Source organism: Streptomyces sp. NPDC052773 (assembly GCF_044547145.1).
In the GTDB taxonomy this organism is placed as follows: domain Bacteria; phylum Actinomycetota; class Actinomycetes; order Streptomycetales; family Streptomycetaceae; genus Streptomyces.
In genome coordinates this window covers 359,056-379,739 of sequence record NZ_JBITZX010000003.1, presented here as the reverse complement: position 1 = coordinate 379,739, position 20,684 = coordinate 359,056, and the positions used below count along the sequence as shown (strand labels likewise).

The following is a 20,684-nucleotide window of genomic DNA, read 5'->3' as shown; positions in this document are numbered from 1 at the left end:
GATCGCTTACCGGTCGCGGTCGTAGTCCGTACCGAAGCGCTCCTCGTCCTCCCGCTCCTGCGGCGTCATGGCGTCGTCACGACGCTGGCCACGGCGGTTCTGGACCTGCTCCTTCGCCTGGCCCATCTTCTCGCGGGCCTGCTCCTGCAGGTGCTCGGACTGGTCCTGGAACTTGTCCTTCATACCCATGTGATGTCACTCCTTGTGACTGGGGGGAGTTGGGGCCCCCGAGTGGGGGCTCACTCAGATTCACACGGGCCGCCACGCTCTGCATGTCGATCAGTCACGCTGCGTGATGCGCACCGCGCGGGCCTGCTCGTCCGCCGCACCGCCCGCGCCCACCAGCCCGGTGCGCATCCCCTCCAGCCGGTCCGCGAACCGCCGCATCTCCCGCTGCCCGACCGTCCCGATCAGCGCCGGCAGATACCCGCGCACGCCCTGCATCCCGCGCAGCCACCACTGCCCGTACACGTGCGCGGAGCGCCGCTCGATGCCCGCCACGATCCGGTCGACCGCCGGGCCCAGCGGGTACGTCTTGTTGGACGGCCACGGCAGCCGCTGCCGCAACTCCCGCATCACGTCGTCCTGATCGGCCCCGCGCACCATGTCGGTGTCCGTCCAGGAGAGATAACCGACGCCGACCTTCACGCCCTTGTAGCCGACCTCCGCGCGCAGGCTGTGCGCGTAGGCCTCCACACCCGACTTGGACGCGCAGTACGCCGTCATCATCGGCGCCGGGGTGATGGCGGCGAGGGAGGCGATCTGGAGCAGATAGCCGCGGCTCTCCATCAGCACCGGCAGGAACGCCCGCGCGGTCACCGCCGAGCCGATCAGATTGACCTCGATGACCCGCCGCCAGGCCTCCGGGTCGGAGTCGGTGAACGGACCCCCGGTCGCCACACCCGCGTTGGCGACCACGATGTCGACCTTCCCGAACCGCTCCTTGGCCTCCCGCGCCACCCTCGCCATCGCCTCGTGGTCCGTGACGTCCGCGTGCCAGTGGTCGCTCTCGCTGTGCAGCCGCGAGGAGACGTCCTTGAGCGCGTCCGGCTCCAGCCCGACCAGCGCGACCTTCACCCCGCGCGCCGACAGCTTGCGCGCCAGCAGCTCGCCGACACCGCGCGCGGCGCCCGTGACGACCGCGACCTGCCCCTCCAGGCTCACCCTGCTCATGCGCCCTCCCTCACCTTCGCGTACGCCGTGACGAGTTGCCGTATCTTCCCGGTGATCAGCTCGGGGGCCTCCACCGGTGTCATGTGGCCGAGCCCGGGCAGCTCGGTGAGGCCGGCCGGGTGCGGGAGCGCGGCGGCGAGCGCCCGCGCGTGCACCGGCGGGGTGAGCCGGTCGTGCGTGCCGACGACGACCTCCGTGGGCGCGCTCAACTCCCGTACGGCGTGGTCGAGGTCGAGCACGGCCAGGACACGCGACCAGGTGTGGCGCACGGCGCGCGGGCAGGCGTGCACGATCCGCGCGCACGCCTCCACCATGTGCGGTGCCGAACCGGCGCCCATCGTCCCGTACTTGAGGACGCGCCGCGCGAGGGGCGTGACCGGTCCCAGCGGTGCGCGCGAGCCGAGGATCCGCCGCGTCAGCCAGGTGCGCAGCCGCCCGGGCCGCAGGGGTACGACGGTGGCGGCGGCCACGAGCTGCGAACTCCCCGTGCTGCACAGCAGGACGGCCGCGGCGTGCTCCCGCACCCGGGGGCGGGTGGCCGCCGCGAGGATCGTCATGCCGCCCATGGAGTGACCGGCGAGCACCGCCTTCTCGCCGGGCGCGAGGGTCGCGGCGAGGACGGCTTCCAGGTCGTCGGCGAGGGCGTCGGTGGTGCAGGTCGGGCTCGCGGGACTGCGGCCGTGGCCGCGCTGGTCGTAGGCGATGACCCGGTGGTCGGCGGCCAGGGCGCGGATCTGCGCCGCCCAGAAGGCGGTCGAGCAGGCCCAGCCGTGGATGAGGACGACGGGGGGCGCGTTCTCGGGCCCGTGCACCTCGACGTGCAGCCGCGCGCCGTCGGCGGAGACGGCGGTCAGTTCGCGGGCGGGGGCGGGAGGGGCGTAGGGGCCGGAGAGGACGGGGAGGAGGCGGCTCATATGGCGGCCTCGGCCTCGGTGGAGGCGGACTTGGCGGTGGCCTCGGTGGTGGGGGCCTCGGAGGCGCCGGTGTTGGCGGCGCCGGTGTTGGCGGCGCCGGTGTTGGCGGCGCCGGTCTTCGCGGCGCCGGTCTTCGCGGCGCCTGCCTTCACGGTGCCGGTCTTCGCCGGCGGCCTCAGCACCTCGTACTCCAGGAGGTCCACCCGCCGTGTCGCCCGCCGGAACTCCGCCGTCGTCCCGGGCCAGATGGTGGTGTTGCGGCCGTTCGCGTCCAGGTACCAGCTCGTGCAGCCGCCGGTGTTCCACACCGTGCGCTTCATCCGCTCCTGCACCCGCCGGTTCCAGGCGTGGACCGCGCTGGGGCGCGCGTCGAGCGCCGCGCGCCCGCCGAGCACGTCGAGCTGGCGGATGAAGTCGGCCATGTAGTTCAGCTGGGACTCGATCATCAGGATCATCGAGGAGTTCCCGAGGCCGGTGTTGGGCCCGATGATCGTCATCCAGTTGGGGAACCCGGCCGCGGAGGCGCCGCGCAGGGCCTCCATGCCGCCCTTCCAGACCTCGGCGAGGGTCTTGCCCTCGGCGCCGACGACCCGCTCGGCGATCGGCATGTCGGTGACGCGGAAGCCGGTCCCGAAGATGATCGCGTCGACATCGGCCTCGCTGCCGTCGGCGGCGACGAGGGTGGAGCCGCGCACCTCGCTCAGCCCGGAGGCGACGACGTCGACATTGGGCCGGGCGAGCGCCGGGTAGTAGTCGCTGGACAGCAGGATCCGCTTGCAGCCGATGCGGTAGTCGGGGGTCAGCTTGGCCCGCAGCGCCGGGTCCTTGATGGCGCGGGCCATGTTGCGCTTGGCCAGCTGCTCGACGAGGCCGAGCTCGTCGGGGTGCTTGGTGAACGCCTGGACCTGCAACTCCCGGATGCCCCACAGCAGTCCGCGCCGGGCCTGGGTGGTGAACGGCAGCCGCCGGTGCAGCCAGCGCTCGGCGCCGCTGATCGCGCGGTCCATGCGGGGCATGACCCACGGGGGCGTGCGCTGGAAGAGGGTGAGCCTGCCGACCTTCGGCTGGATGGCCGGCACGATCTGGATCGCGGAGGCGCCCGTGCCCACCATGGCGACCCGCTTGCCGCGCAGGTCGTAGTCGTGGTCCCAGCGGGCGGAGTGGAAGACCTTGCCGGGGAAGGAGTCCAGGCCCGGGATCTCGGGGATCTTCGGGTCGGACAGCGGCCCGGTGGCGGAGACGACCAGGTCGGCGGTGAGCCGCCCGGAGGCGGTCTCGATCTCCCAGCGCAGCTCTCGGGGGTCCCAGGTCATCAGCTTGACCTCGGAGTCGAACCGCAGGTGCGGGCGCAGCCCGAAGACGTCGGCGACCCGCTCCAGGTAGGCGCGGATGTGCTCCTGCCCGGAGAAGGTGCGCGGCCAGTCGGGGTTGGGCGCGAAGGAGAAGGAGTACAGGTGGGACGGTACGTCGCAGGCGCACCCCGGATAGCTGTTGTCCCGCCAGGTCCCGCCCACGCTGTCGGCGCGTTCCAGGACGACGAAGTCGGTGATCCCCTCGCGGCGCAGCCGTACGGCGGCCCCCAGTCCGCCGAATCCGGACCCGACCACCGCCACCCGTACATGCTCGTGCTCGTGCTCGGCCATCCCGAAGCCTCCACGCATCGCTCGCAACCATGCCAGTGAACACTGGCGCAATGGGGAGCGTAGAGGAGAGCCGTACTCACCGGTAGGGGTCGGCGCCAGGAAAGTTACCGTCGGTACGACTTAGGGTGCGGACGTGGCAGACAAGGCAGCGAACCACCCGGACAAGCAGGCGAAGCGCGAGTACCGCATGGAGGAACTGGCCCGCCTGGCCGGCATCACGGTGCGCACCCTGCGCTTCTACCGCGAACGCAAACTGATCCCCCCGCCCCGCCGCGAGGGCCGTATCGCCTGGTACGACGACCACCACCTGGCCCGACTGCGCACCATCGCCGCCCTGCTGGAACGCGGCCACACCCTCAGCGGCATCGCCGAACTGGCCGAGGCCTTCGACCACGGCCGCGACGTCGGCGACCTGCTCGGCCTCGGCGTCCCGACCGAGGAGACCCCGGTCCGCCTCACCCCCGAGGAACTCGCCGACCACTTCGCCGGCCAGGCCACCCCCGAGAACCTCGCCGCCGCGATGGAACTCGGCTACCTCGGCACCGACGGCGACGAGATCGTCCACATCAGCCGCCGCCTGCTGGACGTCTCCTCCACCCTCGTCCGCGAGGGCATCCCCCTGGCCGACGTCCTGGCCGCCGCCAAACGCGTCCGCGAACACGCCGACGCCCTCGCCGACCTCTTCGCCGACCTGATCCTCCGCCACGCCCCCGAAGACCACCTCCACCGCCTGCGCCCCCTGGCCCGCAGCGTGGTGGAGGCGGAACTCTCCCTGGCCCTGGACCGCCGCCTGAGCAAGCGGCCCTGACACCCGGGCGCCGGCCGGCGCCTGCGCGGTCCCTGGGGGCGTCTCGTCGATCAGGCCGGATCAGCGAGCGGCGTCTGGTGCCGTGCATCGCAAGGCGGAGGAGGGAGTCGATGCGGAGCATCGGCGACCGACGACAACGCGGCGAGGCGCGGTGCCAGGCGTCGGGAGCCCGGCATGATCGACGAGACACCCCCTAGAGGTCGTAGACGACGGTGACGGGCGCGTGGTCCGACCAGCGCTCCGCGTGGGTGGCCGCGCGCTCCACGTATCCCTTGACCGCCCTGTCCGCGAGACGGGGCGTGGAGACGTGGAGGTCGATCCTCCAACCCGTGTCATTGTCGAAAGCGCGACCCCGGTACGACCACCAGGTGTACGGCCCCTCGACGTCCGGGTGGAGCGCCCGCACGACGTCGACGTAGCCGCCGGCCTCCGGGGTGAGGACCTGGGTGAGCCAGTCGCGTTCCTCCGGGAGGAAGCCGGAGTTCTTGGTGTTGCCGCGCCAGTTCTTCAGGTCGGCCTGCCGGTGGGCGATGTTCCAGTCGCCGCAGACCAGCACCTCGCGGCCGTCGGCGGCGGCGCGCTCGCGCAGTTCCTTGAGGTAGGCGAGGAACTCGCCCATGAAGCGGATCTTCTCGTCCTGCCGCTCGGTGCCGACCTCGCCGGAGGGGAGATAGAGGGAGGCGACGGTCACACCGGGCAGGTCGGCCTCGACGTACCGGCCGCTGGCGTCGAACTCGGCCGAGCCGAAGCCGACGCGTACCCGGTCGGGTTCGCGGCGGGTGTAGAGCGAGACGCCCGCGCGCCCCTTCGCGGCGGCGGGGGCGTGCACCACGTGCCAGCCCTCCGGCTGCCGTACGTGCTCGGGCAGCTGCTGCGGCTCCGCGCGGACCTCCTGGAGGCACAGCACATCGGCGTCGGTACCGGCCAGCCACTCCACGAAGCCCTTCTTCGCGGCGGCGCGCAGCCCGTTCACGTTCACGGTGGTCACAGTCAGCACCCGGGCACGATACCGGCACACTGGACCGAGTCCGGATTCCGACGGCCACAAGCCTGCATAGAAGTACGATGCCTCACATGAATATACGTCGCGTCCCCTTCGACCACCCCGACGCCGTCAAGCTCAACGACGAGGTCCAGGCCGAGTACCACGAGCGCTACGGCGACGGCGGCGACGCCACCGTGCTCGAGCCCGCCGACTTCGAGCCCCCGAACGGCGTGTACTTCATCGGGTACGACGAGTGGGACCGGCCGATCGCCACGGGCGGCTGGCGGCGCCAGGACAAGAACGAGGAGGGCAACGAGGACGGCGACGCCGAGCTGAAGCGCATGTACGTGATCAGAGAGATGCGCGGTCGCGGACTCGCCCGGCGCATGCTCGCCGCGCTGGAGGAGGACGCCCGCGCGGCCGGCCGTATCCGCATGGTCCTGGAGACCGGCACCGAGCAGCCCGAGGCCATCGCCCTGTACACCTCCAGCGGCTACGAGCCGTGCGCCAAGTTCGGCTACTACCGGTTCTACGAGTCGAGCCTGTGCTACGCGAAGGCGCTGTGAGGGCGACGGCCGTCCCGGCCGCCTGATCCGTCTGCCAAGCTGTGACGATGACCATGGAGACCACGGCGGAGTGGGAGCGGCGGTGCGCCGCCCTGTGGGACGCCTTCGACGAGTGCGACCCGGCGGAGTTCCGCTCGCGGATGAAGGCGCTGACCGACGAACTGCCGCCGGGCCACGCCGTCGCCGACTTCGAGCTGGCGTCCGCGTACGACGCGACCGATCTGGGTGAGCAGGCCGTTCCCCTGTACCGCAAGGCCCTGGACGGCGGCCTGGACAGCGACCGCCGGCGGCAGGCCGTCATTCAGCTCGCGAGCACGCTGCGCACCCTCGGCGACCCGCAGAGCAGCGCGGACCTGCTGCTCGCCGAGCGCGATCAGACCTCGGACCGTCTCGACGACGCGGTCTCCGCGTTCCTCGCCCTGGCCTTCGTCGATCTCGGCCGCGAGCGTGAGGCCGCCGCCCTGGCGCTCGGTGCTCTCTCCCGCCATCTCCCCGCGTACAACCGCTCACTCGCCCACTACGCGCAGGCCCTGACCGCCGAGGGGATCACCGGGGGCTGAGCCCGGTCGGCTGGGCGCCGTCCAGGGTGCGGGCCGGTGGTCACGGGTGGGAGGCTCCCGGGCCCTCGCCCTGGGCCACTCGGTGGGACGTGTCCTCCGGTTCGGACGGCTCCGCGGTCACGCCGAGTGCCAGCGCGAGCGTCATCGCGAGGAACCCGGCCAACTCGATCGCCTTGCTGCGCATGCGCCACCCCTTTGTCGCGGTCCACGTCCGTGCCCTGTTCGCCGATCGTTCTCCCGGCGTCCCGGACACCGCCGGTCGCCGTTCTCCCATCCTCACCGGGGGCGGGAACGGACCGGCAACCGCGCGTCAAGGCAGCGGGCTCAGGGGCCGCGTCAGGCCGCGGGGCGCGCCGCGACCTCGGGTTCCAGGGCCTGCGGCGCGGCCGGCGGGGCGGGCTGCTCGACCGTCTCGCCGGGCGGGCGCAGCGCGTTCAGGTCCACCCAGCGCAGGGTCGCCAGCGTCATCAGCACCGGCAGCGTCCCGCCGAGCACGAAGACCACCACCATGAAGGCCCGGCCGGTGCCGACACCGGCGATCACCGCGGACAGCGGTACGAGCGCCAGCGAGCCGAGCCAGTCGACGCTGATGACCCGGCCTCGCACCGCGCTCGGCACGGACGTCTGGATCAGCGTCGACCAGTAGACGTTGCCGACGGTCGAGAAGAAGCCGTACAGCGCGGCCATGGGCAGCAGCATCCAGAACGCCGGTACGAACACCATCAGCGCCAGCGGCGCCGCGCCCGCCGTCCAGGCCAGCAGCATCCGGCGGGCGTAGTCCCGGGGGACCTTGCGCGCGCCCAGCACGACGGACGCCACCACGGCCGCGATCCCGGTCACCGCGATGAGCAGGCCGTAGTCGCGGGCGTCGCCGTGGAGCCGGTCGCTGATGAGGAAGGGCAGGAGGACCTGGCGCGGACCGGACTGGAGCAGCAGTACGACTCCGGACCACACGATCAGCACCCACAGCCAGCGTTCCCCGAACAGATAGCGCAGTGCCTGGCGGTACGGGACGGGTTCGGCCGGCTCGCCCGCCTCCGCCCGCCCGGACACGGCACCCGGCACGCCCGGCCGGACGAGGGCCACGCACAGCGCCGCCACCCCGAAGCTCACCGCGTTGAGCACGATGACGCTCATGGAGTCGAGCACCGAGATCAGCACGCCGCCGATTGCCGGGCCGGCCATCCGCATGGTGAGCGAACGCACCGTGGATTCCAGGGCGTTGGCGGAGTGCAGTCCCTCCTCGGGCACGAGGTCGGGGGTGAAGGCGTCGGAGGCGGGCCCGCTGATCGCGGCGGACGCGCCGAGCACGAAGGCGGCGCACACCAGTTGCCACACCATCAGCTGCCCGACGGCGTGGACGACCACGAGCCCGCCGAGGGCGGCGAAACTCACCGCGAACGACGCGCCGATGACCCGCTTGCGCGGGAAGCGGTCCGCGAGCACTCCGCCCACCAGGACGCAGGAGATCAGCCCCACCGCCTCCGCGCCCACCACCATGGCGAGGTCGGAGCTGTCACCGCCCAGCTCCATGGCGACCCAGGGCAGTGCCACGAGCCAGACGCCGTCGCCGATCATGCTGACGAGGTAGGAGAGGAAGAACAGCCGGTACTCGCGGTAGCGCAGCGGCGCCAGCGACCGGGACAGGGAACGGGGAAGGGATGGCATCGGATTCCCAACTCCAGCGATAGGGAAAGGAGGAGGCGAGCGTGCGGGGGTACGACAGCGGTGCGGCGGCCGGGGTGGCCGCCGCACCGGGGCGTCGCTCTCAAGAGCCGGACATCGACACCTTCTTCCGCAGCGCGACCCGGATCTCCTTGCCGTCCTTGCCCTTGATCATCATCACCGAGGGCGTGGAGTGGGTGACGGGCAGCGCCCGCAGGGCCTTCTGGTCCGCGACGCGCGCCTCGTAGTACTCCCGGCTCGCCGGCACCGTGTTGGCCCGCAGCGCCGGGATCGGGCGCTGGGCGACCGGCCAGTCGATGACGTCGTTGCCCGGCTGGTACTCGCTTCCGTCCTCGGGCAGCAGGGTGCGGGGCCGGTTGACGGTGTAGACGTTCTCCAGGTGCTCGAAGGCGTGGCCCACGCCCGGCGGGATCAGCAGGTACCGCTCGGGGTCGGGGTGGAAGGTGTACGTGACGTCCGCGCCGTAGGTCGGCGAGTCCACCCGGGTGTCGATGAGGTGGAGGGTGACCTCCTGGTCGCGGGGCCCGGCGAAGGTGAGCCGGTCCTCCTGGCCGAGGTGGATGCCGTAGGCGTCGTGGGTGTAGCCGGTCTCGCCGTGGTCGATGAAGTAGAGCGGGTGGCGGTCCAGGAGGGCGGAGAAGCCGGACTCGGCGCCGCTGCGGATCACCGGGTGGCGCACCCAGCCCACGCCGAAGACGTCCGCCAGCGGCTCCCAGTTCCTCTTGTCCTCCTTGGGCAGCGGGCGGCGCAGTTCGACCCGGCGCACCGTGCCGTCGGCGAGCTTCACGTCCCGGGTGACGGGATACTCGTAGGCCACCTTCGGGATCATGGCGCGCTGCTGGGCGGCGACCATGTCGTACCAGAGTTCGCTGGCCGGGTGGGCGTTGGGCTTGTAGAGGGGGATGTCCTCGTCGGCGATGTCGAGGGGGATGTTGATGATGTCCGCGTCGGGCTGCCAGTCGAGGCTGCCGTGGACCCATTCGTCGGGGTCGGGCAGGAACAGCTCGTAGGAGTTGATGGTGTTGACGAACTCCAGGCCGTCGAAGGTGTGGGCCACCCCCGGCGGGATGTAGAGGGCGCGGGCCGACGTGGGCGACCAGGTGTGCTTCTCCCGCATGCCGGCGGTGGGCGAGCCCTCACGGCAGTCGATGAACCAGCCGGTGATCGTGCCGCTGCTCGGGCCCATGAAGGTCAGGACGTCCGCCTGGCCCAGGTGGATTCCGTAGTGACCGTAGCTGAATTCCGTTTCCCCGTGGAAAACCAGGGTCGCGGGGCGCAGGGTCGGAAAAGGGACGACGTAGGAATCGTTCCCGTTCTCGATCCGCCAGTTCTCGCGCCAGCCGAGTCCTTCGATGGAAAACGACTCACTCACGACGTTCCCTTTCTTCTTCTGCTCGATGATGAGAGCGGGACGCGAACCTTTCCCCGAGGGGGGCGGTCCGGTCCCCGGACACGGGTTCCGGGGACCGGACCGCTGCGCCCCACGGCTGGATCAGGCGAGGATCTCGACCTCGTAACCGGCGGCCTCGGCGGCGGCGCGCAGGTCCTCGATGGAGGTGGTGGGCAGCTCCTCGAAGATCTCCGCGACGGCGGCCTGCTTGATGCCGGCGAGGGAGGCGGACAGACGCGCGGCCTGGTCGGCGCCCTCGAACTTGCTGAAGGCCAGGCTGGTGAGCAGCGACTGCAGCGCCTCGTCACCGGAAGCGGCGGCCTCGCGCAGCTTGGCGAGGGTGGCGTCGTCGACCTGGCTCCAGTCGGCGTCGAACTGGGCGCCGTCGGCGTACAGGCCGTTCATCATCTGCTGGGCCGGGTTGGTGACGGAGACGTTGCTCATAGCGGACTCCTTCTGTTTTCGGCCCCCTTCTTTTTCTTGCCTTTTTTCGGGGGCCTCCCTGTTGGTGATTTGATTTCATCAAGCCCGGCCGTCACGGTCAATGAATTTCTGATCGGCCTCTCTGCAACGAGAATTCGGACACGTCGATGGGTCCCGCTCCCGTCCGGCTCCCGTCCCGCGTTCGCCCCGCTTTCGTCAGGCCGCGATCCGGTCGTTCTCCTCGGCCATCAGGGTGGCGACCCGGTCGATGAACAGCCGCATCTCCCGGCTGAGCGGGGTGCGCCGGCGCCGTACGAGCTGGGTGTAGACGGCGGAGGGCGGGTGCCAGTCGAGGGCCACGAGCGCGCCCGCCGCGATGTCCTCGGCGACGGCGACCTCGGGCAGCAGCCCCACTCCGAGTCCGGCCGCGGCCCACCGTTTGGTCGACTCGACCGTGCCGGACTCCAGGATCGGCGCGGTGTGGCCGGGCAACTCCCGCTGGAGCAGCCGCCGGTAGCCACGCCCGGACTCCGGGGCCAGGATCGGCACGTCCCGCAGCCGGGCCCCGGTGACGGACCGCCGGCCGGCCAGTGCGTGGTCGGGTGCGACGACGGCGACGAGCGGCTCCGGCCCGAACACCGTGCTCTCCAGCCCGGGATGGCGGATGTCGGTGTCGATCAGCAGGACCAGGTCCAGGGCGCCCTGGCGCAGACCGTCGAGGATCTCCGCCCCGCTGCCGGGCCGCAGCACCAACTCCAGCTGCGGGCAGCGGTGATGGAACAGCTCCAGCAGCGGTGGCATGCGGTACGTGGCGATGCTCTCCATCGTTCCGATCACCAGCCGCCCCGACGGCTCGGCGGAACCGAGGGTGGCGCTGCGGGCCTCGTCGGCGAGCAGGAGCAGCCGTTCCGCGTACGGCAGCAGGCGCAGGCCGGCCGGGGTGAGCCGGACCCGGCGCCCGGCGAGCCGCTCGAACAGGGCGACGCCCAGGGCGTTCTCCAGGCCCTTGATCTGCCCGGTCACGCTGGACTGCGCGTAGTTGAGCTCCGCAGCGGTGCGGCTGAAGCTGAGCAGGGTGGCGGCCTTGTGAAAGGTTCTGATCTGACGCATGTCCACGTGCCTGTCCTCCTGGGTGAGAGTTGGGGGGTCACTGGCGACGGATGCGGGGTGCGGGACCGGCCTGTGCGTGCAGGTGTTCGCCTGCCTCGGTGAGGCGTACTCGTGCCTCGGTGAGGCGTTCGGCGGCCTCGCCGGGGTTCGCGCCGCCGACGACGACGCAGCCGTGCCGGGGTGCGGCGTCCACCGCGGCCGGACTGCCGGGCGGCAGCCGGACGATCCCGCTCGCGGCGGCGCCCACCGCCTCGGTGGGCGGCAGGCACCGGCCGAGCCGGAGGGCCTGGAAGAACGCCGCCTCCAGGTCGATCCCGCGCGTGAGCCTGAGCAGCAGGGGGATACCGTCCCGGGCGAACCGGGGTCGGCAGGAGATGACGCGCGGGCCGGTGGCGCCCAGCACGACGGTCGTGTCGGCCGGTCCCTGCTCGAATCCGGCGAGGTCCAGCAGCGCGCACACCGCGGACCGGATCTCGGCCTCCGCGCGGGCGCCGATCGGCGCCGGGTGCACATGCCCGGTCGCCACGAAGTGCGGCGGCCCGTCGGTCTCGGTCGCCGTGACGCCGACGACCTGGTGCATGCCGTCGACACTGAGCGTCGTGACGGCGTACTGCGGCCCGGCCACGAACTCCTCGACGAGGCAGGGCCCTCGGGTGCGCGCGGCCCAGGCCGCGAGGCCGCCCGGGTCGGCCACGAGGACGGGACGCGGGTCGGCACCCGCGCCCAGGGCGCACACGACGGCGGGAAACCCGACCGACTCCGCCACGGCGCGCGCCAGTTCGTCACCGCGCTCGACGCGCCGGAAACGCACCCCGAGCCGGTCGTGGTGCCGCAGCAGTTCCCGCAGCGCGGCACGGCTGCCCAGAATCCGGTGGGCGTCCCGGGGATTGCCCGCCAGCCCCAGCCGGTGGGCCTCGTCCAGCACCGGCCGCATCCCCGTCCCGCCGCCCAGGTACATCACCCGGCCGACGCCGTACTCCTCCGCGGCCCGTACGACCAGGGCACGCAGGCCCGCCTCGTCGGTGAGGTCGGCGACGAGCACCTCCTCGGAGCCGCGGACCACGTCTCCGTGCTCGGCGGCGACACCCAGCACCGGGTCCCACACGGACCACACCCGGTACCCCGCCTCGACGGCCTTGCGAACCGTCCGCGCGCGCGGCAGGACCATCAGCATGCGGTCGGCTCGGGTCTGCATCACGGGACTCCCCGGGGGACTCGGACATCACCTCCGCGGAGTGTGCACGCACCGGTTCCTGTTTGGTTCCCGCACGCGTCCGCCGAGAGGGAGCGGGCGGTTTCCGGGGGATGGAGGGGGCGGTTCCCGTGGGGTGGGGGGACTTCGCCGGGCGGAGGGGGCTTCCGCCGGGCGGAGGGGGCAATCGCCGGGTGACGGAGGCTTCCGCCGGGCGGAGGAGGCTTCCGCCAGGCGACGGAGGCTTCCGCCAGGCGGAGAGGCCTTCACCGGGCGGAGAGGCCTTCACCGGGCGGAGAGGGCTTTCACCGAGCGAAAGGAGCGGCCCCACCGAGCCGTTACTCCGCCCGGTGCTCCCCGATGCCCAACTCCGCCGCCAGGGCTCGCGCGCGTTCACGGTGGGTGCTCGCCGCTTCCTCGTCGCCCAGGTCCTCCTCCGCCTCGGCCAGTCCGGTCAGGGCGGCGAGGATCTCGGCTCGGTAGCCGAGGGACGTGGCCTGGTCGAGGGCGCGCCGGTGCAGGCGCAGTGCGGTGGTGGGGTCGCCGGACCTGCGGTGGACGCGGCCGACGATGTTCTCGATCTCCGAGGCGCGCAGCCGTACGCCGGAGCGGCCGACCATCTCGCGGGCGCGGCGGGCGTCGCGCAGCGCCCGCTCGTCGTCGCCGAGGAGCTGGCGGGCCTCCGCGGAGAGGGCGAGGGCGAGGGCGTGGTTCTCCGCCGCGCGGGTCTCGTCGCCGGGCGCGAGGGCCGCGTCGAGGACCGCGAGCGCCCGCTCGTGTTCACCCAGCCCGATCAGCCCGGCGGCCAGGTCGTTCAGGATGAGTCTCTCCTTGTCGCGCACGCCCAGGCGGCGGTTGATGCGCAGCGCCTCCTCGGCTGCCTCGACGGCCTCGCGGTGGCGGCCGAGGCGGCGGTACGCCGAGGACAGGTTGGCCCAGCTGTCGACCTCACCCGTCGTATAGCCGCTCTCGCGCCGCAGTACGACGGCCCGCTCCAGATCCCGGACCGCTTCGGCCAGTTCGCCGGTGTCGAGGTGGAGCAGCCCGAGCCGTCCGACGCTCATCGCCTCGCCCACCGCGTCGCCCAGGGCGCGGGCGATGCGCAGGGCCTCGGACACGCTCTCGATGCCGTCGCGGAAGCGGCCCGCCCGCCACTCGGCCACGCCGAGGTTGTTGAGGCTGAGGCACAGCAGCCGCCGGTCCCCGAGCCGCCGCGCGGCACGGACGCCCGTGATCCCCAGCGCGAGCTGCTCGTCCGGCTTGCTGCGCGAGTACAGGTAGAAGGAGAGATTGCGGGCCAGATGCACCACGCAGGCCGGGTCGGCGGCGTCCCCCTCGCGGTCGATCACGAGCTGGATGGTGTGGTACTCCCGGTCGAACCAGTCCATGGCCTGCGCCGCCGTCCGCAGCTCGGGCAGTTGGCCGGCCGGCGGCACCGCGACACCGGACTCCACGCGCAGCCGGTCCGGGAACAGCACCTCGCAGGCCGCCTCGGTCGCGCCGAGGTAGTACGGCAGCAGGCGCGCGGCCGGCGTCCCGTCCCCGGTGTCGTCGCCCGGGAGGGAGAGGGCGAAGCTGCGCACCAGGTCGTGGAAGCTGTACAGGCCCAGGGTGTGCTGCTGCACCATGTGGGCGTCCAGGAGGTGTTCGAGGAGATCCTCGGCCTCCCGCACGGTGGTCCCCATCAGGGCCGCCGCCGACCAGACGTCGATCTCGGCGCCGGGGTGCCTCCCGAGCAGCCGGAACCCGGCGCGCCCGCTCGCGCTCAGTGCCTGGTAGGAGAGTTCGAGGGTGGCCGTGACGCTGCGCCGCCCGGTGCTCAGCTCCTCCAGTCGGCGGGTCTCGTGCCGGAGCCGCTCCACGAGGTGGGCCACCGTCCAGCGGGGGCGGTTGCGCAGCCGGGCCGCCGCGATGCGCAGGGCGAGCGGCAGCCGCCCGCACAGTTCGCCGAGTTCGGCCACCGCGTCCGGCTCGGCCTCGGTCCGCGCGGCGCCCAGCGTCTCCGCGAGCAGTGCGGCGCTCTCCCGCGCGGTGAGCATCCCGAGCCCGATCCACTCGGCGCCGTCGAGGTCGACCAGCCGGCCGCGGCTGGTGATCAGCACCAGGCAGCCGGACGACGCGGGCAGCAGCGGGATCACCTGCCGGGGGTCGGCGGCGTTGTCGAGCAGGATCAGCACCCGTCTGCGCGCGACCGTCATGCGCCACAGCGCCGTCCGCGCCTCGGTCTCCTCCGGTATCTGCTCGTCCGGTACGGCGAGCGACCGCAGCAGGCTCTCCAGCGCCACCGCGGGATGCAGGGGCTGTTCCCCGGGGGTGAAGCCGCGCAGGTCGATGAAGAGCTGGCCGTCCGGGTAGTGCTCGGCCAGCAGGTGCGCGGCCCGGACCGCGAGGGTGGTCTTGCCGGAGCCGCCCATGCCGTCGAGGGCGATGATCCGGGTCCCGGCGCCGCCGGGTTCGCGCGCCTTCTCCAGCAGCAGCCGCAGCTCCCCGTCCCGGCCTGTGAAGTCGGTCACGTCGTACGGCAGCGTGCACACGGCCCGGTCCGCGGGGCCCGGCCCGGTCGCGGTGGCCGGCCGCGGTCCGGCGGGCGGCGGGCCCAGTCCGGGGTCCTCGCGCAGGATGTCCTCGTGCAGGCGCGCCAGCCGGGCGCCCGGTTCGATGCCGAGTTCCTCGACGAGCGCCCGCCGTGCGGCCGCGTACTCCTCCAGGGCCTCCGCGCCGCGCCCGGAGCGGTACAGGGCGAGCATGAGATGCCCCCGCAGGGTCTCGCGCAGCGGGTGACGGGAGACCAGGTCCCGCAGGTCGCCGACGAGTTCCGCGGCCTCGCCCTGCGCCATGCGCAGCTCGAAGTACTGCTCGGTCGCGGTCAGCCGGCGTTCCTCCCACGCCGTCGCCGCCAGGTCGACGACCCGGCCGCCACGGCCGTCCATGACCGGGCCGCGCCACAGGGCGAGCGCCTGCCGCAGGGTGGCCACCGCGTCGGCCGTACGGCCCTCGGCGACCGCCACCCTGGCCGCGCTCAGCAACTGCGCGAACTCGTCGAGATCGAGCGACCCGTCGCCCAGCTCCACGCGGTAGCCGGGACCGTCGGTGACGACGACGCCCGCGCCGCCCGGGATACGCCGGCGCAGCTCCGACACCGCCTTGCGCACCTGGTGTTCGGCGCTGCTGGGCGGTTCCTCGTCCCAGGCGGCGTCGACCAGGCGGGTGACCGGGACGATCCGGCCGGGCTCGAAGAGCAGGGTGACGAGCACGCGTTCCTGGATCGCTCCCCCGAACTGCAGGCGGGTCCGGCCGGCCCAGCCCTCCAGCGTGCCCAGGATGTTGAAACGAAGACGCCCCGGCTCGCCCCCCGTCACCGCGCCCCCTCCGTCAGGTAGAGCCCTTTCCCGGGCACCGTCCCGGCAAGATCCTCGCCCGGACGTCTTCCGCTTCCACGGCCGCCGCCGAGGCCCAGCAGGAACGGTAACCGCCGACTCGGCGTCATGTCCTCGGCCCGGAACCCCTAACAGGCCCCGGAAACGACGAAGATCCCGCACGATCATCACGATCGTGCGGGATCTCGTCACCGGCCTCGAGCAAGCTCGAGAGCGGTTGTGCGTGGACCTGAGGGGATTTGAACCCCTGGCCCCCTCGATGCGAACGAGGTGCGCTACCGGACTGCGCCACAGGCCCTTGCAACGAGTGAAACTTTAGCACCCCGATCGGCCGGCTCGGAAATCCGCTCCCGGCCGGGGCACGGGGGCGCCCTACTCGTTGGCCGCGCGCGGCCGGTCCCCGTCCTCGTACTGGTCGAACAGCGGCGTACGCCCCCGCTCCCGCGCCCGCCGGGCAGAGGCCGCCCGCCGGGCGTCGCTGCGGCCGTCGCCCTCCGGCCGGTCGCCCGCCCGGTCCGCCTCCGGGTCGGCCGGCTCGTCCGCGGCCGGGTCGGTGGCCGACCGGGTCTCCTCCTCACGCGCGACGGGGCTCGACCGCGCCGAGCTCCACGCGTCCGGCGCCCCGAGGTCGACGTCGGCCGTGGCGCGCGGCGCGACCGGCGCGGTCACATACGTCGGCAGCGGCACCGGGACCGGCTCCCAGCTCTCCCCGTGCCCCGGCCGCCGCTGCCGCTCGCGCTGCTGGTCGACCCACTCCGCGTGGTCGGTCTGCTCGACGAGCGCCCGCCGGTCCGCGGCGAGCGCCGACAGGCCGGGGTCGGCCTCCGGTTCCGGGCCTTCGTCGGGTTCGTCGCTGTCGGCGGGGGTGGACGGCTGCCGGCGCGGCTGGCGCGCCCGCTCCCGCAGCCGCTGTGCGGCGGCCTCCGCGCGGCGGCGGTCCATCTGGAACGCGAAGCGGCGGCGCTCCTGGCTGCGCAGGTAGGCGATGTACGCGCTGAGCAGCACGGCGGGCACGCCGGGCGCCCAGAGGAAGGCGAGCCCTCCTACGGCGGCGACGACCGAGCCCATCGTGAAGGCGAGGAAGAGCACCACGGTGGTGCGCCGGCGGCGCGCGAGCACCTTCGAGCGCCGGGCACGCGCTGCGGCGGCCTCCGCGCTCGGTGCCCGCCGAGCGCCCGGGACCTGTCCCCGCGCGGGTGCGGCACCGGAGGCGTGGCCTGATGCGGAGCCTGATGCGGAGCCCGGGCCGCGGGCGGGTGCGTCGCCGGTGCCGTCCGCCGGGGCGGTCGCGCGTTCCCGTGCCGGTTCCGGGCGCTGCCCGCCGCGCGCCGGCAGCACCTGCGTGTGCGGGCGGGTCGGGGGCACGGCGAAGGCCCGGACGTCCACCGAGTCGGTGACCGCGTCCGGGTCGCTCAGGGCGGGCTCCGCCTCGTCGGCGGAGCGCGCCTGCAGGTCCTTGGCGTACCGGCGCTCCATCCCGGCCCTTCCGGACAGCAACCGGATGGCTGTGCTGAAGCGTTCCGTCGGACGGGCCTCGTTCAGCTCGTCCTGCCTACGGAGCCACATCGGCACCAAGTAGGCGGCCCAGGCCCCGACGATGACTGCGTAGATGAGGCCGCTGCTGCTCACGCCTCACACGGTAGAGGGGTTTGCGTGAGGCCATCCGCCAATTGAGCCGGTGTGTCGCACGATCTGGCTGATATTTCTTGCTTTTTTTGTGAGGGATGCGATCAGCAGCCCACTCCGACCGTGAATTCAAAGCACCGAGTCGGTCATCGGGCGCATAATTTCGAACATTTATTCAATTACTGCTGCGGGTGCGGCTCCGCCGCCACCGGTTCACCAGCCCGTCGGGCACTTCCTCCGCGGTGAGCGCGAAGACGAGGTGGTCGCGCCAGGCTCCGTCGATGTGGAGATAACGGGGCCGCAGCCCCTCCTCGCGGAATCCGAGTTTCTCCACCACGCGGCGGCTGGGCCCGTTCTCCGGGCGAATGCAGACCTCCACGCGGTGCAGTCCGACCGTGCGGAAACAGTGGTCCACGACGAGCGCCACGGCGGTCGGCATCACCCCGCGGCCGGCCACCGCCTCGTCCACCCAATAGCCGATGTGCCCGGAGCACATCGAACCCCAGGTGATCCCGGCGACCGTCAACTGCCCGACCAGCCGCCCCTGGTACTCGATCACGAACGGCAGCATCCGGCCCGCGTTCGCCTCGGCGCGCAGATGGCGCACCATCTGGCGGTAGGTCGGCCGGTGGATGACCGGACCGCCGGGCCCGGGCGGCGGGATCGTCGCCTCCCAGGGGCGCAGCCAGTCCCGGTTGCGCCGGTTGACCTCGCGCCAGGCCCGCTGGTCACGCATCTTTATCGGCCGGAGGACGACGTCTCCCTCGGCCAGCTCGACGGGCCAGGATGCGCTGCTCAGCTCGCACCCCCCGGGCCGGGTCTGGGGTGGTCGCCGCCGCGGATCTGGTCGACGGCGTGGATCAGCAGGGGCTCCAGCACGGCCAGTCCGTCCCGTACGCCTCCGGTGGAACCGGGCAGGTTCACGATCAGGGTCCGGCCCGCCACCCCGGCCAGCCCCCGGGAGAGCACCGCCGTCGGCACCTTGTCCCGGCCGTACGCCCGGATCGCCTCCGCGATGCCCGGGACCTCGCGGTCGAGGACCGCGCGGGTGGCCTCCGGGGTGCGGTCGGAGGGCGAGATGCCGGTGCCGCCCGTGGTGACGATCACGTCGTACCCCGCCGCCACACCCGCTCGCAGGGCGGCCTCCACGGGGTCCCCGTCGGGGACGACCTGCGGGCCGTCCACGGCGAAGCCGAAGCCGGTGAGGCCGTCGGCGATCAGCGGGCCGCCCTTGTCCTCGTAGACACCCGCGGCGGCCCGGTTGGAGGCCGTGACGACCAGCGCGCGGTACGGCGCGGTCGGCCCGCTCACGCCCGGCTCCAGTCGCCCGACTTGCCGCCCGTCTTCTCCTCCACCCTCACGTCCGTGATGACCGCTCCCTTGTCGACCGCCTTGACCATGTCGATGACGGTGAGCGCGGCGACCGAGACCGCCGTCAGGGCCTCCATCTCCACGCCCGTGCGGTCCGTCGTCTTCACCGTGGCGGTGATCTCCACGGCGTCGTCCGCGACCGACAGGTCCAGTGTCACACCCGACACCGACAACGGGTGGCACAGCGGGATCAGGTCCGGGGTGCGCTTGGCCCCCATGATCCCGGCGATCCGCGCGGTGGCGAGGGCGTCGCCCTTGGGGACGCCCTCACCGCGCAGCAGCTCGACCACGCGGGGCGAGACGAGGACGCGTCCGCTGGCGCGGGCGGTGCGCGCGGTCACGTCCTTCTCCGACACGTCGACCATGCGGGCGGCGCCCGCGTCGTCGATATGCGTCAGGTGGTCCTGCCCGCGCGGTCCGGGGGTCTCCCCCCGGGAAAACTCAGTCATGCTCTGTGCCGCTCCCGGTCCGGGCCCGTCGCGGTGCGGCGCGCGGGCCTGCTGTGCGCGACACGGTACCGCCAACACCCGGGGGTCAGCCGAGCAGGATCACCTCGACGTCGTCGCCGGGCGCGACGGACTCCACGTCCTCGGGGACGACGATCAGCGCGTTCGCGCGCGCGAGGGCGGCGACCAGATGGGAGCCGGCCCCGCCGACCGGGGTCACCGTGCCGTCGGCGTACGTCCCGCGCAGGAACTGGCGGCGGCCCTTGGGCGAGGTCAGCGGCTTGTCCGCCGTCAGGGCGGCGCGGGCCCTGGGCCGGTGCACGTCGGTGAGGCCCATGAGGGTGCGGATCGCGGGGCGGACGAACAGTTCGAAGGAGACGTACGACGACACCGGGTTGCCGGGCAGGGCCAGCAGCGGGGTGTGGTCGGGGCCGATGGAGCCGAAGCCCTGCGGCTTGCCGGGCTGCATGGCGAGCTTGCGGAACTCGACGCCGCTGCCCGGCTCGTCCTCGTCGCCGACGTGCGACAGCGCCTCCTTGACCACGTCGTACGCGCCGACGCTGACACCACCCGTGGTGACCATGAGGTCGGCGCGCACGAGCTGGTCCTCGATCGCGGTGCGCAGGGTCTCGGCGTCGTCGGCGACGGCACCCACGCGGTAGGCGATGGCACCGGCGTCGCGGGCGGCGGCGGTGAGGGCGAAGCTGTTGGAGTCGTAGATCTGTCCGGCGGCCAGCTCCTCGTCGGGCTGGACGAGTTCGCTGCCGGTGGACATCACCACCACGCGCGGGCGCGGGCGCACCCGCACGGTGCCGCGGCCGATGGCGGCGAGCAGCGCGATCTGCGGCGGGCCGAGGATGGTGCCGGCGTCGAGCGCGCGGTCCCCGGCCTTCACGTCGCTGCCCTTCGCGCGTACGTGCGCGCGTGCCTCGCACGGCCGGTACACCCGCACCTGTCCGCCGGCCGCCTCGGGGGCGAGACTGCGGGCGCGCATCCCGGCCACGGGGCCCTCGCCGAGGCCGCCGTCGGTCCACTCCACGGGGACCACCGCCTCGGCGCCGGGCGGCAGCGGGGCGCCCGTCATGATGCGGGCGGCCTGGCCGGGCCCCACCTGGAGCAGGCCCGCCTGGCCCGCCGCGACGTCCCCGACGACGTCGAGCACCGCGGGGAACTCCTCGCTCGCGCCCGCGACATCCGCGACCCGCACCGCGTACCCGTCCATGGAGCTGTTGTCGAACGGCGGCAGGGAGACCGGCACCGTGATGTCGTCGACCAGGACGCAGCCCTGGGCGTCGAGCAGGTTCAGCTCGATGGGTTCGAGGGGGCGGACGGTGGCGAGGATGTCCTCCAGGTGTTCGTCCACCGACCACAGGTGGTCCTGGCCGGTGGCGCGGGGCGCGGCGGTGCTCAAGGT

The 20,684-nt window shown here is 72.9% G+C and carries 20 protein-coding genes and 1 tRNA gene; 3 read left to right on the top strand and 18 right to left on the bottom strand.

The features are described 5' to 3' along the window. Window positions 1-6 precede the first annotated feature (6 nt). The 4 genes from ACIG0D_RS09700 to ACIG0D_RS09685 all read right to left on the bottom strand — a co-directional run bounded on the left by ACIG0D_RS09700 (window position 7) and on the right by ACIG0D_RS09685 (window position 3,730). Window positions 7-189, bottom strand: a complete 183-nt coding sequence (locus ACIG0D_RS09700; RefSeq protein ID WP_399797807.1) for a hypothetical protein — start codon at window positions 187-189, stop codon at window positions 7-9. A 90-nt stretch (window positions 190-279) separates the two neighbouring features. Continuing rightward, window positions 280-1,173: an SDR family oxidoreductase gene (locus ACIG0D_RS09695; protein WP_399797804.1), complete on the bottom strand. Its 894-nt coding sequence runs from the start codon at window positions 1,171-1,173 to the stop codon at window positions 280-282. After that, the gene (locus ACIG0D_RS09690; protein ID WP_399797802.1) at window positions 1,170-2,087 is read right to left on the bottom strand and encodes an alpha/beta fold hydrolase; all 918 of its coding nucleotides are present in this window, start codon (window positions 2,085-2,087) and stop codon (window positions 1,170-1,172) included. The genes ACIG0D_RS09695 and ACIG0D_RS09690 overlap by 4 nt, the downstream gene beginning before the upstream one ends. Further along, window positions 2,084-3,730 carry a flavin-containing monooxygenase gene (locus tag ACIG0D_RS09685; RefSeq protein ID WP_399797799.1) on the bottom strand — a complete coding sequence of 549 codons (1,647 nt, stop codon included), beginning with the start codon at window positions 3,728-3,730 and terminating at the stop codon, window positions 2,084-2,086. Before ACIG0D_RS09685 ends, ACIG0D_RS09690 begins: the two co-directional genes overlap by 4 nt. Window positions 3,731-3,917: 187 nt before the next feature. Between ACIG0D_RS09685 and ACIG0D_RS09680 the strand changes: the two genes are divergently transcribed. After that, window positions 3,918-4,538 (top strand): MerR family transcriptional regulator, encoded by a 621-nt coding sequence (locus ACIG0D_RS09680; RefSeq protein ID WP_399798192.1) that lies wholly within the window; start codon window positions 3,918-3,920, stop codon window positions 4,536-4,538. Window positions 4,539-4,731: 193 nt separating this feature from the next. Here ACIG0D_RS09680 and ACIG0D_RS09675 read toward each other — a convergent pair whose 3' ends face one another. Then, window positions 4,732-5,535, bottom strand: coding sequence for an exodeoxyribonuclease III (locus ACIG0D_RS09675; protein ID WP_399797797.1), 804 nt, complete (start codon window positions 5,533-5,535; stop codon window positions 4,732-4,734). A gap of 77 nt (window positions 5,536-5,612) precedes the next feature. On the opposite strand from ACIG0D_RS09675, the gene ACIG0D_RS09670 reads away from it, so the two are divergent. Next, a complete protein-coding gene (locus tag ACIG0D_RS09670) occupies window positions 5,613-6,089 on the top strand; it encodes a GNAT family N-acetyltransferase (protein ID WP_399797794.1) in 477 nt (158 codons plus the stop codon). 47 nt (window positions 6,090-6,136) lie between these two features. Continuing rightward, window positions 6,137-6,649, top strand: coding sequence for a tetratricopeptide repeat protein (locus tag ACIG0D_RS09665; protein WP_399797792.1), 513 nt, complete (start codon window positions 6,137-6,139; stop codon window positions 6,647-6,649). Between the two features lie 40 nt (window positions 6,650-6,689). On the opposite strand, the gene ACIG0D_RS09660 is transcribed toward ACIG0D_RS09665, so the two are convergent. The 13 genes from ACIG0D_RS09660 to glp form a co-directional block, all read right to left on the bottom strand. Beyond that, window positions 6,690-6,833, bottom strand: coding sequence for a hypothetical protein (locus ACIG0D_RS09660; protein WP_365762815.1), 144 nt, complete (start codon window positions 6,831-6,833; stop codon window positions 6,690-6,692). Between the two features lie 152 nt (window positions 6,834-6,985). After that, window positions 6,986-8,317 (bottom strand): MFS transporter, encoded by a 1,332-nt coding sequence (locus tag ACIG0D_RS09655; protein WP_399797789.1) that lies wholly within the window; start codon window positions 8,315-8,317, stop codon window positions 6,986-6,988. Window positions 8,318-8,417: 100 nt separating this feature from the next. Continuing rightward, a complete protein-coding gene (locus tag ACIG0D_RS09650) occupies window positions 8,418-9,707 on the bottom strand; it encodes a dTDP-4-dehydrorhamnose 3,5-epimerase family protein (protein WP_399797787.1) in 1,290 nt (429 codons plus the stop codon). 120 nt (window positions 9,708-9,827) lie between these two features. Further along, complete coding sequence (locus ACIG0D_RS09645) at window positions 9,828-10,169, bottom strand: hypothetical protein (RefSeq protein WP_399797784.1); 342 nt, start codon at window positions 10,167-10,169, stop codon at window positions 9,828-9,830. 195 nt (window positions 10,170-10,364) lie between these two features. Then, window positions 10,365-11,258, bottom strand: a complete 894-nt coding sequence (locus ACIG0D_RS09640) for a LysR family transcriptional regulator (protein WP_399797781.1) — start codon at window positions 11,256-11,258, stop codon at window positions 10,365-10,367. 37 nt (window positions 11,259-11,295) lie between these two features. Then, complete coding sequence (locus ACIG0D_RS09635; protein ID WP_399797778.1) at window positions 11,296-12,453, bottom strand: acetyl-CoA carboxylase biotin carboxylase subunit family protein; 1,158 nt, start codon at window positions 12,451-12,453, stop codon at window positions 11,296-11,298. Window positions 12,454-12,788: 335 nt separating this feature from the next. Beyond that, window positions 12,789-15,809, bottom strand: coding sequence for an AfsR/SARP family transcriptional regulator (locus ACIG0D_RS09630; protein ID WP_399797776.1), 3,021 nt, complete (start codon window positions 15,807-15,809; stop codon window positions 12,789-12,791). Between the two features lie 242 nt (window positions 15,810-16,051). Continuing rightward, window positions 16,052-16,125: transfer RNA gene (locus tag ACIG0D_RS09625), tRNA-Ala, on the bottom strand. A 74-nt stretch (window positions 16,126-16,199) separates the two neighbouring features. Then, window positions 16,200-17,456, bottom strand: coding sequence for a gephyrin-like molybdotransferase receptor GlpR (gene glpR, locus ACIG0D_RS09620; RefSeq protein WP_399797773.1), 1,257 nt, complete (start codon window positions 17,454-17,456; stop codon window positions 16,200-16,202). A 172-nt stretch (window positions 17,457-17,628) separates the two neighbouring features. Continuing rightward, window positions 17,629-18,252 (bottom strand): GNAT family N-acetyltransferase, encoded by a 624-nt coding sequence (locus tag ACIG0D_RS09615; RefSeq protein WP_399798189.1) that lies wholly within the window; start codon window positions 18,250-18,252, stop codon window positions 17,629-17,631. Further along, entirely contained in the window at window positions 18,249-18,764 is a 516-nt protein-coding gene (locus ACIG0D_RS09610; RefSeq protein ID WP_399797770.1) for a molybdenum cofactor biosynthesis protein B, read from the bottom strand. Before ACIG0D_RS09610 ends, ACIG0D_RS09615 begins: the two co-directional genes overlap by 4 nt. Next, a complete protein-coding gene (gene moaC, locus ACIG0D_RS09605) occupies window positions 18,761-19,273 on the bottom strand; it encodes a cyclic pyranopterin monophosphate synthase MoaC (RefSeq protein WP_399797767.1) in 513 nt (170 codons plus the stop codon). The genes ACIG0D_RS09610 and moaC overlap by 4 nt, the downstream gene beginning before the upstream one ends. Window positions 19,274-19,358: 85 nt before the next feature. Then, window positions 19,359-20,681, bottom strand: a complete 1,323-nt coding sequence (gene glp / locus ACIG0D_RS09600; protein WP_399797765.1) for a gephyrin-like molybdotransferase Glp — start codon at window positions 20,679-20,681, stop codon at window positions 19,359-19,361. Window positions 20,682-20,684 lie beyond the last annotated feature (3 nt).